Below are 15,917 nucleotides of genomic sequence, written 5' to 3'. Positions count from 1 at the left end.
TTTTTCCGTGAAATTTCAAGTGATTTTTGTGAAAGAGTAGTGTATAATAGTTCAGTGAATATTGTTATTACATTTTGTAGGAAAGGAAGGTTGCTTAAGGATGAGCCAAGGTAAACACTTACCTAGCATTCTGGTACCGCACCACAAGAATACCTCGAATCTCGAGACCGTGGTTATGCCGGTTCCGGATGTTGTAAAAATCTGCATGTCGCAGAGCATCGGTGCTCCTTGTAAACCTCTCGTTGCAAAGGGTGACCACGTAAAAGTCGGACAGAGAATCGGTGACACCGATGCTTTTGTCAGCGCACCGGTACACTCCAGTGTTTCCGGAACGGTTACGGATATCGTTCAGTCCCGTGGAGGCATGGGCGGAATGGAAACCCTGATTGTAATCGAGACAGACAAGAAACAGGAAGTGAGCGAGGAAGTTCAGATTCCGCACGTTACGAATCATGCAGAATTCGTTAAAGCAGTAAGAGACAGCGGCGTCGTTGGTCTCGGAGGGGCTTCGTTCCCAACACATATCAAACTGAATCCGAAGAACCTGGATGAGTGTGACGTTCTGGTTGTAAACGCAGCAGAATGTGAACCGTACATCACCGGGGATAATCGTATGATGCTTGAACAGGGTCAGGATGTTCTGGACGGAATGAAACTGATCATGAAATACCTGAATTTGAAGAAGGGTATTATCGGAATCGAAGAGAACAAGCCGGAAGCGATTGAAAACATGAACAATCTGATTCAGCAGAACGGATTTGATGACATTGAGGTGCTTGCGCTTCAGTCCAGATATCCGAAGGGTGCTGAGCGTGTTCTGGTGTATGAAGCGACCGGTAAGGTGATGGATGCAGGAGTTCTCCCGGCACAGCTGGGCGTAATTCTGGACAACGTATCCACCGTCGCAATCATTGCCGAGTTCTTCAAGACCGGAATGCCAATCGTTCGCAGAAGAATTACCGTAGACGGGGATGCGGTAGCAGAGCCGAAGAACGTATTCGTTCCAATCGGTACTCAGATTGCGGATGTAATGGAATTCTGCGGCGGATACAAGAAAGAGCCGAAGAAGATCGTAATGGGCGGACCGATGATGGGTCGTGCGACCAACTCGGACGAGAACGTTACCATGAAGAATACCGGATCCCTGCTGGCATTCGGTAAGGAAGCTGCAGAAGTAAAGGTTGAGACCGGCTGCATCAACTGCGGACGTTGTATCAGCGCATGTCCGTTCAAGCTGATGCCGGTTATTTTTGCGGAGGCATATAATAGAAAAGACGTGGAGAGACTTCAGAAGTTCAACGTTATGCAGTGCATGGGCTGCGGAAGCTGCTCCTACATCTGCCCGGCAAGAAGACCTCTCAGCTTCGTGAATACACTGGCAAAGGGTATGGTAAAGGAGGCGACAAGTAAGTAATGGAAAAACAGAAATTTCACTCTAACCTGATCGTGTCCAATGCGCCGCATATCGTTACGGATGCGGATACGACGAAACTGATGGGATCCGTTCTGCTTGCACTGGCACCGGCCTTTGTTGCGGGAGTATATGTGTTCGGAGCAAGAGTAATCCTGCTCTGCGCAGTATGCATCATCGCCAGTGTCGGTTTTGAATGGCTCTACAATTATCTTGCAAAGAAGCCACAGACGGTAGGCGACCTGAGTGCGGCTGTTACCGGTCTTCTGATCGCGTACAACGTACCGGCAAACTTCCCGCTGTGGATGGCTGTAATCGGTTGCTTCGTTGCCATTGTAGTTGTTAAACAGCTCTACGGCGGAATCGGAAAGAACTTCGTAAACCCGGCAATTACAGCAAGAATTTTCCTGTTCATCTCCTTCGCGGCAAACATGTCCACATGGCCGCTGCCAAGAATGGCGGAGACAACAGATGCGACCACCGGTGCGACTCCGCTTGGAATCCTGGCAGAAGGCGGCGCAGGTGCAAAACTGCCGTCCAACATGGATATGTTCCTGGGCTTCATCGGCGGTTCTGTTGGTGAAGTGAGTGCACTGGCACTGCTCATCGGCGGTGCATATCTGATCTGGAAGAAAGTCATTTCTCCAATCATTCCGTGTGCATTCATCGGAACTGTATTCGTCATTGCTCTGATTTACACCAAGTCCTTCCACATGGCTGTATTCCATATTCTGGCCGGTGGTGTTATGCTGGGTGCAATCTTCATGGCAACGGACTATGTTACAACTCCAAAGCTCCCATCCGGACAGATTATGTTCGGTATCGGCTGCGGAATCATCACAATGGCAATCCGTCTTTTCGGAAGCTATCCGGAAGGCGTATCCTTCTCCATCCTGCTGATGAACATCTGCACACCGCTGATCAACAGATGGAGCTTCAAGCGTTATTGTGCAGGAGGTGCGAACAGTGGAAAATAAGACAAACACATTCCAGGAATTCGTTAAACCGATCCTCGTACTGGTATGCATCTGCTTTGTGGTTACACTGGCACTTGCATTTACATATGGTGTAACCAAGCCGGTTATCGATGAAAACACTCTGAAGGCGGCAAACGAAGCCAGAAATGAACTTCTGCCGGCAGCAAAGGGTGAATTCAAGCAGTATAACGGCGACATGTACGTTCTGGAAGCAAAGAAGGTATATGTAACAGAAGTATTTGATGCAACCAACGGATCCGGCATGGTGGTAACCGCTATGTCCAACTCCTACGGCGGCATGCTGACCGCAATGATCGGTATCGACAAAGACGGTGCCATCACCAACGTGAAGGTTACCAACCACGCCGACACCGCCGGTGTAGGTACAAAGGCACAGACGCCGGAGCACCTGGGTCAGTATAAGAGCTTGAAAGCACTTGGAAGTGAGAACATCAAGAGCGACAACACGGTAAAATACGTAACCGGTGCGTCCGTATCTTCCGGTGCAATCCACAAGGCTGTATATGCAGCTCTGGAACAGTATAAGAGTATGGGAGGTGTTCAGTAATGGCAAAAAAGAGCAAACTTTCCATATTGACAAATGGAATTATTAAGGAGAACCCGGTACTGGTACTTCTGATCGGTACCTGCCCGACGCTGGCAACATCTTCTTCCCTGTCCAATGGTCTGGGAATGGGTCTCTCCGCAACAGCAGTACTGATCTGCTCGAACATCGTAATTTCCCTTCTTCGGAAGGTTATTCCGGATAAGGTAAGAATCCCTTGCTACATCGTAGTTATTGCCGGATTCGTAACATTGGTACAGTTCGTACTTCAGGCATATGTACCGTCCCTGTATCAGTCTCTGGGACTGTTCTTGCCGCTGATCGTAGTTAACTGTATCATCCTGGGAAGAGCGGAAGCATTCGCAAACAAGAACAACATCATCGATTCCGCACTGGACGGTGTTGGAATGGGTCTTGGATTCACTCTGACACTGGGCCTGATGGGTGCCATCAGAGAACTTCTGGGTGCCGGAACTCTCTTGGGCTACACCGTATTCGGTTCCTGGTTCACACCAATCGGATTCTTCAATCTGGCTCCGGGCGGATTCTTCGTATACGGATTCCTGATTGCAATGCTGAACCTGGCTACAAAGGGCAAAGCACTGAAGAAACAGTCCTTCAGCTGTGGCGGATGCCCGATGTACAATTCCTGCAACTTGGCAGAAGTAAAGGACGAAGTCGCAGCAGCGGCACCTGTCCAGAAAGGAGCTGAAGCATAATGGTTAATCTGATTATTATCTTTATGTCGATCGTACTGGTCAACAACTTCCTGTTGTCTCAGTTCCTGGGTATCTGCTCGTTCCTGGGTGTATCCAACAAGATGGATTCCGCTGTAGGTATGAGTGGCGCCGTTATCTTCGTAATGGTTCTTGCTGAACTGGTTACATGGCCGATTCAGCAGGTACTGAACAAGTTCGATATCGGATATCTGCAGACAGTTGTATTCATTCTGGTCATCGCAGCTCTGGTACAGTTCGTAGAGATGTTCATGAAGAAGTTCATGCCGGCACTTCAGAAGGCGCTGGGTATCTTCCTTCCTCTGATCACCACCAACTGTGCGATCCTGGGTGCGACCATCAATGCAATCAACTATGATTATACGTTTATTCAGTCTATCGTATACGCACTGGGTGCAGGCGTTGGTTACGGATTAGCCATGGTTCTGTTCGCAGGTGTACGTGAAGAAAAGCTCTGGGATGAGAGCGGCGTACCGGCTGCTTTCAAGGGTGTGCCGATGGTTCTCGTAAGTGCAACCATCCTGTCCCTGTCCTTCATGGGCTTCTCGGGATTATTCCAGTAAGGGGGCGGCAGAATGAGTAGTGCAATTTTAACACCAGTCGTTATTGTTGTAGTTGCCGGTTTCATCGCAGCACTTCTTCTGACCATTGCATCCAAAGCATTCTACGTAAAAGTAGATGAGCGTGTCACACAGGTAAGAGCGATTCTGCCGGGTGCAAACTGCGGTGGATGCGGATTTGCAGGTTGTGATGACTATGCAAATGCAGTAGTTACAGACGAAAATCAGAGCTGTTCTGCATGTACCGTTGGCGGAGCTGCATGTGCAGAGCAGATTGCAGAACTGCTGGGCAGAAATGCCGGTGCCGGCGAGAAGCAGGTAGCAAGAGTAACTTGTAACGGTTCCTGCGACGCAACCGGAAAGATTGCAGAATATCAGGGCCTGATGTCCTGTAAGGCTGCAAAGACCTATTTCAGCGGAAACGGACAGTGCCAGTTCGGTTGTATCGGACTGGGAGACTGTGCGGCAGTATGTGATTTCAACGCAATCGGCGTAATCGACGGAGTTGCCATTGTGAACAGAGACAACTGCGTTGCCTGCGGCAAGTGCGTAAAGGAATGCCCGCAGCACATCATCCATCTGGTACCGGAAAAACAGCAGGTAAACGTACTCTGCTCCTCCAAGGACAAGGGTGCTCTCACCAGAAAGAACTGCTCCAACGGATGTATCGGATGCGGTAAGTGTGCAAAGGTCTGCAAGTTTGATGCCATCACCGTTGAGGACAATCTGGCAAGCATCGATCCGGAGAAGTGCAAGAACTGCGGTATGTGCATGAGAGTGTGCCCGACCGGCGCAATCAACAGCTTCAGCCTGAAGCATGCAAAAGTAGCAATCAAAATGAACGAAAAGGAAGCAGCGGAGAAGGCAGCAAAGGTTGCTGCTGCAAAAGCTGCAAAGGAAGCAGCGGAAGCTCCGCAGGCATAAGGTCTGAAGTCACGCCCTCCGATTTTTCGGGATTAAGAAACAGAACCCATTAGATGTGCATGACGCGTCTAATGGGTTTTTTCATATGCATCCCCGCTTGAATTTGTTGTCTCTTTAAATATATGGGTAGAGACCTTGAACATTGTCCGGAATTAAGGTATAATTTCGATACTAGGGACCACAAGGAGGTTAGTGATATGGCTATTTTGAATCTTACAAAGGAAAATTTCGCACAGGAGGTGCTTCAGTCAGATAAAACAGTTTTGGTTGATTTCTATGCTGACTGGTGCGGACCGTGCAAGATGCAGGGACCGGTTCTGGAGGAGCTGGCCAATGATCGTGACGATGTAAAGGTGTGCAAGCTCAACATCGATGAACAGCGGGACCTGGCAATCGAGTACGGTGTAATGAGCATCCCGACCCTGATGATTGTAAAGGGCGGAGAAGTGACTTACAAAGAAGTGGGTTTGACTCAGAGAAGAGAACTGGACAAGATTCTTGGATAGAGAGAATCCGAAGATGAAGTAAGTATTTCGCCGGAGTAGAGGCCGGTAAAAAATGAAAAGAAATGAAAAGAAACGAAAAGGGCGCCGGATGAGGAATTCATCCGGCGCCCTTCTCTCTTGGGCCTTCACGAATATTCCAGAAGGCCTCTCTAATATGGGCGGCTTTCGGGAAATCGGAAGAAATTGACGACGGAACGCTCTCCCCCGAGGTTCTGTCGTCAATTTCCCCGCGACCGCCGGGTAGATTAGAGTTGGCGCCATGCAGTCGGCAAAGGCTTATGTCACCGTTTAGAGGCGCCAACAATTTGGTGGGAAGCCCGAGAGGCGGCCGGCCGAGTTGGCGCCGTGCAGGTGGCAAAGGCTTATGTCACCGTATAGTGGCGCCAACAATATGAGGCGGAGCCCGAGAGGCGGCCGGCCGAGTTGGCGCCGTGCAGTCGGCAAAGGCTTATGTCACCGCTAAGGGGCGCCAACAATATGAGGGGGAGCCCGAGAGGAGGCCGGCCGAGTTGGCGCCATGCAGGCGGCAAAGGCTTATGTCACCGTATAGGGGCGCCAACAATACGAGGGGGAGCCCGGGAAGCGGCCGGCCGAGTTGGCGTCGTGCAGTCGGCAAAGGCTTATGTCACCGCTTAGAGGCGCCAACACCGGCTCCGATTCCCGGGTCTGAGGCCGGTTTCGCACTCGTTTTACCTGTTCTTTACGTTTATTTGATAGTGAATATTACATTGCGGGCGTATCCTTTTTATATAAAAGGAGAGAAGTATGTACGGAGTTATAGATATTGGATCAAATACGATTCGGCTGGTGGTGTTCGATTACGATGGAACATCCATTCGCCGGGTGCTGAACAAGAAGATTACCGCCGGGCTGGCCGGATACATCAATAAGGACCATGAAATGCGCAAGAGAGGCGTTCAGGTGGCGATAGAATCGCTGATGGAATTGAAGACGGTTACCGACCAGTTCAGTTTGGATGAAATCGGCGTGTTTGCCACGGCACCACTTCGGAACATCATCAACACGGAAGAGGTTCTGGTCGAGATTGAGAAGGAAACCGGTTTCCCGGTGAAAGTGCTGAGCGGACAGCAGGAAGCGAGCTACGGTTTTGCCGGGCTGCGTCAACAGATTTCCATGGACGAGGGCATCATGATTGATGTGGGCGGCGGAAGCAGCGAAGTGGTGGCCTTCCGAAATGACGAAGCGCAGCTCACCACCTCTATCCCGTGGGGATCTCTGAACCTGTATCGGAAATACGTAAAGGAAATCATTCCGGAGCCGAAAGAACTTAAGGAAATCGACCGTCTCATGCGGAAGCATTTCGAGAAAATCCAACTTCCGAAGCGCAGCTACCACCTGCCTCTCTGCGTGGAAGGCGGCGCCGGCCGAGCTTTTGTGAAGGTGCTTCAGCGGAAATATCCGGAAGCTGTGCATGACGGAAAGTATGGCCGAAAGTATTTACAGAAGATGCTGGATTTCTACAAAGAGAATCCGTCCCAGTTCTCGGACCTGATTCTTCGGTCCGCACCGGAGCGGATACACACTTTGCTTCCGGGAATGGCGGCGCTGAATGCGGCAGCCGATGTTTTCGGGGTAAAAGAAATCGTTACTGTGGAATACGGCGTCCGAGAGGGTTTCCTGATGGAAGAAATCCTGAAGAAAAAGGAAAACAAACCAAAATTAGAAGAGGAAACTGCAAAATAGGGGGATAGAGTAAAATGTTAAGTTGTACGCAGGAAGACCATGAAAGCGGAAGATACATGCAGAACCGGGAACTGTCCTGGCTTCAGTTCAACGAGCGATGCATGCGCCAGGCAAAGGATTCGAGCAATCCGTTGCTGGAACGGCTCCGCTTCCTATCGATTTTTACGTCTAATCTGGACGAATTCTTTATGGTCCGGGTGGGCAGCCTGATCGATATGCTGCCGCTGGGAAAGAAATACACCGATGATAAAACCGGAGAGACCGCGGAGGAGCAGCTGACAAAGATCTACGACCGGGTACGGATTCTGTACGCACAGCGAGATGCCATCTATCAGGAACTGGAGAAGGAATTCCGAATCAAAGGCGTTTTCCGTCTGAAGTATGAAGAAATGACCGCCTCCGAACAGGAATACGTGGAGAACTACTTCAGCAATTCCATCTTGCCGATGCTTTCCCCGATGCTGGTGGATCCCCAGCATCCTTTCCCGCACCTCAGCAACAAGGGCGTTGAAATCTGCGTGCGATTGCGGAAAAAGAAGGGCGAAGAATACTTTGCCTTCTTGCCGGTGCCGGTGGACCTGCCGCAGATTCTGTACCTGCCGGGTCCGGGGGTTCGGTACATCGGCATGGAAGACCTGCTTTTAGAACTGGCGGACGTGGTCTTTGACACCTACACGGTGGAAGAAAAGATTCAAATCTGCATCACCCGAAATGCGGATATCCACGCAGAAGATGAGGACTGCGAGAAAAATGAAGATTTCAGAAAAGTCATGCAGAAGCTGCTGAAGGATCGGCGCCGCTTGGCCCCTCTTCGCCTGGAAATGACCGACCATCCGAGCTCGAAAATGCTGAAGTTCCTGCAGAGCCGCCTGCGCCTCAGCGACAGTCAGATTTTCTATACCGGCGGTCCGTTGCAGATGAAGTATGCCTACAGGCTGGAAAACAAGCTGAACCCGGAGCAGAAGAAGGAGATGCTTTTTGAGCCGTACACTCCGAAAACTCCGGGGGAACTTGCCGGAAAAGAATCCATGTTTGATCGGATTCGTAAGCAGGATCGTCTGCTGTCCTATCCGTACGAAAGCATGAAGCCGTTCCTGCGCCTTCTAGAGGAATCGGCATCGGATCCGGATGTCCGTTCCATCCAGATTACCATTTACCGATTGGCGGGTAAAAGCAAGTTGGTCAAATACCTGTGCCGGGCGGCCGAAAACGGCAAGAAGGTCACGGTATTGATCGAACTCCGCGCTCGTTTCGATGAGCAGAACAACATTGACTGGTCCAAGGAATTTGAAAAATCCGGATGCACCATCATGTACGGCATGGCCAATTTCAAGGTGCACTCCAAGCTGTGCCTGATTACCCGAAATGAGGGGGGGACCCTTCGTCGGTACACCCAGATCGGAACCGGCAATTATAACGAAACCACCTCCAAGCTGTACACGGACTTTTCCCTGATGACCGCCGACCCGGGAATCGGAGAGGATGCGGCGTTGTTTTTCCGGAACATGGGAATCGGAAACCTGGAGGGAAGGTACGATCACCTGCTGGTGGCACCGTTAGAGCTGCAGGAGAAAGTCATTGCGGGAATCGAGCGGGAGATGCAGAAAGGCCCGGAGGGATACCTGTTCTTCAAGCTGAATTCCCTGACGGATCGCCGCATCATCGAAAAACTGCGGGACGCTTCCTGCGCCGGCGTGAAGATTCACATGATGGTGCGCGGTATCTGCTGCCTGGTTCCGGGCATTCCGGGGGAGACGGAGAACATCGAGGTTCGAAGCATCGTGGGCCGGTATCTGGAGCATTCACGGATTTATGTTTTTGGAAAGGGTTCGACGGAAAAGATGTACATCGCCTCGGCGGACTTTATGACACGAAATACTCGCCGAAGAGTGGAAGTGGGATGTCCGATTCTGGATCCGAACGTTCGGGCAAAAATATGGGAAGTCATCCATCTTCAGTGGTCCGACAATACGAAGGCCATGAAGCTGCTGCCGGAGTGTAAGTACGAGCCGGTGATTGGTGAGGACGGTGTGAACAGCCAGGAGGAGCAGATGAAGCTGGCAGAGGAATCCCGACGCAAGACAGAAGGCGGCGAGGAAAAGAAAGAGCCGCAGAAAAACCTGTGGCAGCGCATCATCCACTGGGGAAAATAATATGGGAACTGCGGGGGCCCCAATTGCACTTTCATTAAAACAATCAAAAATACCGTAAAAGTTTGTAATTAAATACAAAAGGATTATTGACATCCCATCATGGGATGAATATAATATTACCATCGAGTCGTAAAAGGGGATAATATAGAATCGATAGTCGGGAAAGGGGATTCCTGCAAACAGAAAGGTCGTTTGATCTGAAGTCAAAGAGTCGGAGCTTGCTCCGGCTCTTTGTTGTATGATGGAAGTTGGGAATCCCTTGTCGAAAAGGTGCTTTTCTTGAACACTACGGAATATCTGTGATATAATGAGCCGGTTAATGCGAGGAGGAAATATGGAACCGATTATCCGGGTGGAGAACCTGACATTTGAATACCGAAAAGTATCCCCGGAAGGACCGGCGACGTCTTTTCGTGCTGTCGACGGGGTGACTTTTGAGGTGCCGTCCGGTGAATTCGTGGCGGTTCTGGGGATGAACGGCTCCGGAAAGTCCACCTTGGCAAAGCATTTGAACGGCCTTCTCCTTCCCACTGAGGGAGATGTATGGATTGAAGGGATGAATACCCGGGAAGACGATCATATCTGGAATATCCGAAGCACGGTTGGAATGGTTTTTCAGAATCCGGACAATCAGATTGTGTCCTCCGTGGTGGAGGACGACGTGGCTTTCGGCCCGGAGAATTTGGGGGTGGACCCGATGGAGATTCGTCGGCGGGTGGACGAAGCCCTTCAAGCGGTAGGTATGTATGAGCAGCGGCTGAAAGCGCCCCACATGCTGTCCGGAGGACAGAAGCAGCGAATCGCCATTGCGGGAGCCATCGCCATGCGGCCGAAGTGCATTGTGTTCGATGAACCTACTGCCATGCTGGATCCCAAAGGGCGCCATCAGGTGATGGACATCATTCATCGCTTGCACGAAGCGGGAATCACGGTAATCCTCATCACTCATTTTATGGAAGAGGCGATGCAGGCGGACCGGCTGATTGTCATGAAGGACGGCCGGATCACTGACGATATGCCGCCGAGAGATTTTTTTGCAGATCGCGAGAGAATTCAGCGCGCCAGATTGGAAATGCCGGCCATCATTGCGCTGAGAGAAGAATTGATCCGGCAGGGATTGCCGGTGGATGCTTCGGTGCAGACCGAAGAGGAATTGATAGAGGCCATATGTCAATTACAGTAGAGAATCTTACATATACATATTCGAAGGGACTGCCCAACGAGACGCGGGCGCTGGAGAATGTCTCCTTTCAGTTGGAACCGGGGGAGTTTGCGGCGGTGATCGGCCACACCGGTTCCGGAAAATCCACGTTGATGCAGCAGCTGAACGGGTTGCTCCGTCCCGACTCCGGTAAAATCACGGTGGGGGAGGTGTGCATCACCGACCCGTCCACCAAGATGACGGAAGTGCGCCGGAAGGTGGGATTGGTATTTCAGTATCCGGAATACCAGCTGTTCGAGGAAACGGTGGCCAAGGACGTGGCTTTTGGCCCGAAGCAGGTCGGTATGACCGGCGAGAAACTGGACCGGGTGGTGGAGGAATCCATCCGTCTGACGGGACTGGATTACGAAGAAGTGAAAGAACGGTCGCCTTTCGAACTGTCCGGGGGACAGAAGCGGCGAGTGGCCATTGCGGGAGTGCTGGCCATGAAGCCGGAAATCCTGATTCTGGACGAACCCACCGCCGGGTTGGATCCTTCCGCCCATCGGGATGTTCTGGAGTTGATTCGGAGGATACATCGGAAGGAGCGCATGACCATTCTGCTGGTTTCTCATAACATGGGAGATGTTGCGGAGCTGGCGGACCGGGTGCTGGTGATGAATCGGGGGAAGCTGGTGATGAACGGAACGCCGGCGGAGGTGTTTTCTCGAGGAGAACCGCTTTGGGAAATGGGCCTGGGGCTGCCCCCGGCCACGGAATTTATGGAGCGGCTAAAGGATCGGATGCCGGGAATCGATACGGCACAGTTGAGTATTGAAGATGCGGCGAAGGAAATCTGCCGGTATCTGAAAGGCAGGAAGAAATGATTCGGGATATCACGTTAGGACAATATTATCCGGAACAGTCGGTGATTCACCGGCTGGATGCCCGAACGAAGATTCTGGGAACCCTGCTGTATATCATTGAGCTTTTTTTGGTGAATTCCTTTGCGGGGTTTGGCCTGGTGATTCTGGCACTGGGGGTGCTCATCGGAATCTCAAAAGTGCCGGTGCGATTTATTTTCAGGGGATTGAAGGCGGTGGTCTTCATCATTCTGCTGACCTTTTTGCTGAACCTGTTCATGTTCGACGGAACGGTACTGTGGCATTGGAAATTTCTCACCATCACCTATGAAGGGCTGTATCGGTCCTGCTTTATGGCGCTGCGGCTGATCCTTCTGATTATCGGGACCTCCATGCTGACCCTGACCACCAAACCCATGGAACTCACCGACGGTCTGGAGAAATTACTGAAACCGTTTAACCGGTTCGGGTTGCCCAGCCACGAGATTGCACTGATGATGAGCATCGCCCTGCGTTTTATTCCGACTCTCTTGGAGGAGACGGATAAAATCATGAAGGCCCAGCAGGCCCGGGGGGCGGACTTCGAATCCGGGAATCTGATTCAGCGGGTGAAGAACATGATACCGATTCTGATTCCCCTGTTCGTGGGATCCTTTCGGATTGCACAGGATTTGGCGCTGGCCATGGAGGCACGGTGCTACCATGGGGGTGTCGGACGCACCCGCATGAAGGAAATTGTTTTTAGCCGAAGAGATGGGGTGGCCGGAGTTTTGCTGGCGGTCTTTCTGGGAATCGTAATCGCATCCCGGTGGATGCCGCTGCCTTAGAGGAATGTTATTGTTTTTATTAAAATTTAAATTATAGAATAGAGAGAGAACGGCGTGAGACAGAGAAAAGTTAAAAATCTGGAAGAGAAATATGCAAAGTATGAGGAGTTTCTGGTGTACCATCCGGAGGCTTGCAAGGGAAATTGGCAGGAACGGGTGCGGAAAGCGGGATGCACCGGGTTGTATCTGGAAGTGGGCTGCGGAAAGGGCAAGTTCATTTCGGAGATGGCGGAGCGGCATCCGGAGAATTTCTACATCGCGGTGGAAGGCAACCGCAGCGTGCTTCTTCGGGCCATGGAGAAGATTCGGGAGAAGGGGTTGACCAACGTGGTGTTCGTGCCGGATTTCATCGTGGATCTCACGGACTGGTTCCGGGACGAGGAAGTGGACGGCATCTATCTGAATTTCAGCGATCCGCTGCCGAAGAATTACAGTGCGAAGAAGCGACTGACCCATCGGTCCAAGCTGGTGCAGTACGAGCGAATTCTGAAGGACGACGGCATCGTGACGTTCAAAACCGACAACACCGGGCTATTCGAGTTCACCATTCAGGAGATTCTGGCCAACGACATGAAGATCCATGAGCTGACCCGGGACCTGCATCACTGCGAATACAACGAAGACAACATCATGACAGAGTATGAAGCCAAATTCAGCACTCTGGGTGAAAATATTAAAAGGGTAAAATTCGGAAGAAGAGAAGGGAGAAAGAAAATGGCAGACACGAGTTTTGCAGCGTATAACGGAAGAACGGTTCCGAAGGAGGACAAGATCTTTGGAATCAGCGGAAGAGCGAAGGCGGCCATCGCCGCAAAGGGAAAGGAGAACGTAATCAACGCCACCATCGGCGCCCTGCTGGACGATGAAGGTAAGCTGATTGTGCTCTCTTCGGTGGACGAAGCGGTAAAATCCCTCACCCCGGCGGAGTATGCGGAGTATGCACCGATTGCCGGAACGCCGGCATTTAAGGAGGCTATCGTAAAAGCAGCTCTGGGTGATTATCAGCCGAAGGGTTATGTGGGCGTTGTGGCATCGCCGGGCGGTACCGGCTCCCTGAGAAATGCCATTGCCAACTATTCCTGCCCGGGCGATAAGTTCCTGACCCACGATTGGCACTGGACTACCTACAAGAACATCGCCATGGAAATGGGCCGGGATGAAGAGACCTTCGATATGTTCGACGCAGAAGGAAACTTCAATCTGGAAGACTTCGAATACAAGGTAAATAAACTTCTGCGGATTCAGGACCGCCTGGTAATCATCATCAACACACCGGCCAACAATCCGACGGGATATTCCCTGTCCGGCGAAGACTGGGACGGCGTGGTTCGCGTGCTGAACAGCACCGACCCGGCCAAGAAGGTGGCTTTAGTTGCGGACGTAGCCTACATCGATTTCGCAGGAGATGAAAAGGAAGTCCGTTCCTTCCTGCCGAAGCTGGAGGAACTGAACAGCAATATCCTGCCGATGCTGGCCTACAGCGCATCCAAGACCTTCACTTTCTACGGATGCCGCTGTGCAGCAACCATCTGCCTGGCAAAAACCGAGGAAGTTCGGGACGAATTCGTTCGGGTCCTGTCCTTCTCCGCACGGGCAAGCTGGTCCAACTGTCCGAGAGGACCGCAGGAAGTTATCGCAAAAATTTACAATAATCCGGAACTCCTGGCCAGAGTGGACGAGGAGAGAGCCGGGTTCCGGAACATGCTTCTCAGCAGAGGCCACGCTTTCGAGGAAGAAGCGGCAAAGGTGGGACTGAAGATGGTTCCGTTCCGCGGCGGATTCTTCTGCTCTGTTCCTTGTGAGGACCCGGATGCGGTAAGCAAGAAGCTGGAAGAAGCGGATGTCTTCGTAGTACCGTTCACCAAGGGCGTTCGGGTATCCATCGCCTCCATTTCCGAAGCGAAGTGCCGCAAGCTACCAAAGCTGATTCTGGAAGCACTGGAAGCGTAAGGAATTAAAGGCACGCTTATCGGTTGAATGGAATGGTGGGACACTCCGTCAGGTTATTCCATCCGGTTGCTCCGTTAGGTGGTTCTGAAAATTAGAACTATTTTCACAGAATAAATTAAATATGCCTAGATTCTTCGGGCGACTTCACGCTAATTTGACAATTTTCGGTGATTAGCGTGAATGGATTTCCGTCCATGTCCAGTTTCGTTGTGAGATTACTCGTATGCAAAAAAAACTGATGAAAAAAGTTCACGCTTTTTGAAAGGAAAGGCTCTTTCAGCGTGAACGGATGGCGGTAAGTGACGCTGCAAAATTAGAATTCCGCAAAAGCGGCGAATTGCATTCACGCTAAATCGTCGTTTGCTGGCAAAAAGCGTGAATCGCCTTCGAAATTCTAGGCATATGAGATTTTATATGAAAGCTGGACGAATTAATTAGACCTGTGCAGCCGTCAAACCAAAAGGTTTGACGGTTGTTCGTAATTGGAGTATAATAAGCGAGTAAGTTTTGCGGGTGTAGTTTAATGGCAAAACTCGAGCTTCCCAAGCTCGCGTCGAGGGTTCGATTCCCTTCACCCGCTCCATAGGAAAAGGCGGTGCGCGGCACCGCCTTTTTAAATAAGCTGACTGAAGCGACGACAGGATAAAACAATTTGGAGGACCCCCATGATAAATCTGATTCTGGCGATAATCTGCAGCAGCGGAAATTCGCTGATTATGAAATTCCATGAGAAGCACAGCGAGAACCGGGTGGCACTGTTACTGATGAATTATGTGATGGCGGTGATTTTCGGAGGGGCACTTGTGGTGAAAGAAATTGCCCACCTGAATTTTCACCGGATGGGCATGACGCCTCTCCTGGGAATGGTGAACGGATTCTTTTACGTGTCGGCTTTTCTTTTATTGCAGCTGAGCATTCGGAAAAACGGAGCGACGGTGTCCGCGTCACTGAGCCATATGGGCTTGCTGATTCCGGTACTGCTGTCCATCGTGCTTTTTCGGGAGTATCCGGGAAGCACTCAGTGGGGCGGCGTGATTCTGGCGGTGGCTTCCCTGACGGTGGTTTCCATCCCAACCGGCGGATTTTCTGTCGGCAAGGGAAGCCGGGCGATCGGCGCATCGTCCGCAGAGGGCACTTCCTACCGGTGGCTGCTGATTCCCATGCTGGTGTGCAGCGGGATGGCGGATACCATGTCTAAGGTGTTCGAAGCCTTCTGTCCCCATGAGATGGAGGACTTCTTCATTTCCATCACCTTTGCGATGGCGTTGGTTCTGTGCATCCTGGCGTACTTCTTTAGTCACGAGCACATGAATCGGGTGGATCTGGTGTGCGGAATGCTCCTGGGAATCTCCAACTACCTGTCCACCAAATTCCTGATTCGGGCAATCTACGACATCCCGGCATTTATTTCCTACATCGTGTTCGGGCTGGGCGTGGCGCTGTTCATCAACTGCATCAATTGGACAGTGCTGCACGAGAAACTGACTCGCCGGGATTATATCGGAATGGCATTATCCATGGGGGCAATTGTGCTGCTGAATCTGTGACGAGATACTGTTCAGATTAACAATTGAAATTCTCCACCTCATGGAGTATTAT

At 51.2% G+C, this 15,917-nt stretch carries 14 protein-coding genes and 1 tRNA gene; all 15 read left to right on the top strand.

What is annotated here, in order from left to right; genetic code table 11:
* Positions 1-100: 100 nt before the first annotated feature.
* The 15 genes from rsxC (at position 101) to FYJ65_RS06560 (ending at position 15,865) form a co-directional block, all read left to right on the top strand.
* Complete coding sequence (rsxC, locus tag FYJ65_RS06630; RefSeq protein ID WP_154554561.1) at positions 101-1,414, top strand: electron transport complex subunit RsxC; 1,314 nt, start codon at positions 101-103, stop codon at positions 1,412-1,414.
* Entirely contained in the window at positions 1,414-2,388 is a 975-nt protein-coding gene (locus FYJ65_RS06625; protein WP_154554560.1) for an RnfABCDGE type electron transport complex subunit D, read from the top strand. The genes rsxC and FYJ65_RS06625 overlap by 1 nt, the downstream gene beginning before the upstream one ends.
* Complete coding sequence (locus tag FYJ65_RS09805) at positions 2,378-2,956, top strand: FMN-binding protein (protein ID WP_154554559.1); 579 nt, start codon at positions 2,378-2,380, stop codon at positions 2,954-2,956. The genes FYJ65_RS06625 and FYJ65_RS09805 overlap by 11 nt, the downstream gene beginning before the upstream one ends.
* Positions 2,956-3,672: an electron transport complex subunit RsxE gene (gene rsxE, locus FYJ65_RS06615; protein ID WP_154554558.1), complete on the top strand. Its 717-nt coding sequence runs from the start codon at positions 2,956-2,958 to the stop codon at positions 3,670-3,672. Before FYJ65_RS09805 ends, rsxE begins: the two co-directional genes overlap by 1 nt.
* Complete coding sequence (locus FYJ65_RS06610; RefSeq protein ID WP_154554557.1) at positions 3,672-4,253, top strand: electron transport complex protein RnfA; 582 nt, start codon at positions 3,672-3,674, stop codon at positions 4,251-4,253. The genes rsxE and FYJ65_RS06610 overlap by 1 nt, the downstream gene beginning before the upstream one ends.
* Before the next feature lie 12 nt (positions 4,254-4,265).
* A complete protein-coding gene (locus FYJ65_RS06605) occupies positions 4,266-5,174 on the top strand; it encodes an RnfABCDGE type electron transport complex subunit B (protein WP_154554556.1) in 909 nt (302 codons plus the stop codon).
* Between the two features lie 197 nt (positions 5,175-5,371).
* Entirely contained in the window at positions 5,372-5,680 is a 309-nt protein-coding gene (gene trxA, locus FYJ65_RS06600; RefSeq protein WP_154554555.1) for a thioredoxin, read from the top strand.
* A 765-nt stretch (positions 5,681-6,445) separates the two neighbouring features.
* Complete coding sequence (locus FYJ65_RS06595) at positions 6,446-7,384, top strand: Ppx/GppA phosphatase family protein (RefSeq protein ID WP_154554554.1); 939 nt, start codon at positions 6,446-6,448, stop codon at positions 7,382-7,384.
* 14 nt (positions 7,385-7,398) lie between these two features.
* Positions 7,399-9,537, top strand: coding sequence for a polyphosphate kinase 1 (gene ppk1 / locus FYJ65_RS06590; RefSeq protein WP_154554553.1), 2,139 nt, complete (start codon positions 7,399-7,401; stop codon positions 9,535-9,537).
* Between the two features lie 334 nt (positions 9,538-9,871).
* Positions 9,872-10,720 carry an energy-coupling factor transporter ATPase gene (locus tag FYJ65_RS06585; protein WP_154554552.1) on the top strand — a complete coding sequence of 283 codons (849 nt, stop codon included), beginning with the start codon at positions 9,872-9,874 and terminating at the stop codon, positions 10,718-10,720.
* Complete coding sequence (locus FYJ65_RS06580; protein ID WP_154554551.1) at positions 10,705-11,565, top strand: energy-coupling factor transporter ATPase; 861 nt, start codon at positions 10,705-10,707, stop codon at positions 11,563-11,565. The genes FYJ65_RS06585 and FYJ65_RS06580 overlap by 16 nt, the downstream gene beginning before the upstream one ends.
* A complete protein-coding gene (locus FYJ65_RS06575) occupies positions 11,562-12,368 on the top strand; it encodes an energy-coupling factor transporter transmembrane component T family protein (RefSeq protein WP_154554550.1) in 807 nt (268 codons plus the stop codon). Before FYJ65_RS06580 ends, FYJ65_RS06575 begins: the two co-directional genes overlap by 4 nt.
* A gap of 54 nt (positions 12,369-12,422) precedes the next feature.
* Entirely contained in the window at positions 12,423-14,318 is a 1,896-nt protein-coding gene (trmB, locus tag FYJ65_RS06570; protein WP_154554549.1) for a tRNA (guanosine(46)-N7)-methyltransferase TrmB, read from the top strand.
* A 509-nt stretch (positions 14,319-14,827) separates the two neighbouring features.
* A tRNA-Gly gene (locus FYJ65_RS06565) sits at positions 14,828-14,901 on the top strand.
* Positions 14,902-14,983: 82 nt separating this feature from the next.
* Positions 14,984-15,865: an EamA family transporter gene (locus FYJ65_RS06560; RefSeq protein ID WP_154554548.1), complete on the top strand. Its 882-nt coding sequence runs from the start codon at positions 14,984-14,986 to the stop codon at positions 15,863-15,865.
* Positions 15,866-15,917 lie beyond the last annotated feature (52 nt).

Origin of the sequence: Mogibacterium kristiansenii (genome assembly GCF_009695905.1) — a bacterium.
GTDB classification, from domain to species: domain Bacteria; phylum Bacillota; class Clostridia; order Peptostreptococcales; family Anaerovoracaceae; genus Mogibacterium_A; species Mogibacterium_A kristiansenii.
This window is presented reverse-complemented; position numbering and strand designations above follow the sequence as displayed.

Coding starts and splice junctions, on each gene's coding strand:
- FYJ65_RS06625 (WP_154554560.1), top strand. CDS start 1,414: ATGGAAAAACAGAAATTTCACTCTAACCTGATCGTGTCCAATGCGCCG.
- ppk1 (WP_154554553.1), top strand. CDS start 7,399: ATGTTAAGTTGTACGCAGGAAGACCATGAAAGCGGAAGATACATGCAG.
- FYJ65_RS06585 (WP_154554552.1), top strand. CDS start 9,872: ATGGAACCGATTATCCGGGTGGAGAACCTGACATTTGAATACCGAAAA.
- FYJ65_RS06560 (WP_154554548.1), top strand. CDS start 14,984: ATGATAAATCTGATTCTGGCGATAATCTGCAGCAGCGGAAATTCGCTG.
- FYJ65_RS06580 (WP_154554551.1), top strand. CDS start 10,705: ATGTCAATTACAGTAGAGAATCTTACATATACATATTCGAAGGGACTG.
- trxA (WP_154554555.1), top strand. CDS start 5,372: ATGGCTATTTTGAATCTTACAAAGGAAAATTTCGCACAGGAGGTGCTT.
- rsxE (WP_154554558.1), top strand. CDS start 2,956: ATGGCAAAAAAGAGCAAACTTTCCATATTGACAAATGGAATTATTAAG.
- rsxC (WP_154554561.1), top strand. CDS start 101: ATGAGCCAAGGTAAACACTTACCTAGCATTCTGGTACCGCACCACAAG.
- FYJ65_RS06595 (WP_154554554.1), top strand. CDS start 6,446: ATGTACGGAGTTATAGATATTGGATCAAATACGATTCGGCTGGTGGTG.
- FYJ65_RS06575 (WP_154554550.1), top strand. CDS start 11,562: ATGATTCGGGATATCACGTTAGGACAATATTATCCGGAACAGTCGGTG.
- FYJ65_RS06605 (WP_154554556.1), top strand. CDS start 4,266: ATGAGTAGTGCAATTTTAACACCAGTCGTTATTGTTGTAGTTGCCGGT.
- FYJ65_RS06610 (WP_154554557.1), top strand. CDS start 3,672: ATGGTTAATCTGATTATTATCTTTATGTCGATCGTACTGGTCAACAAC.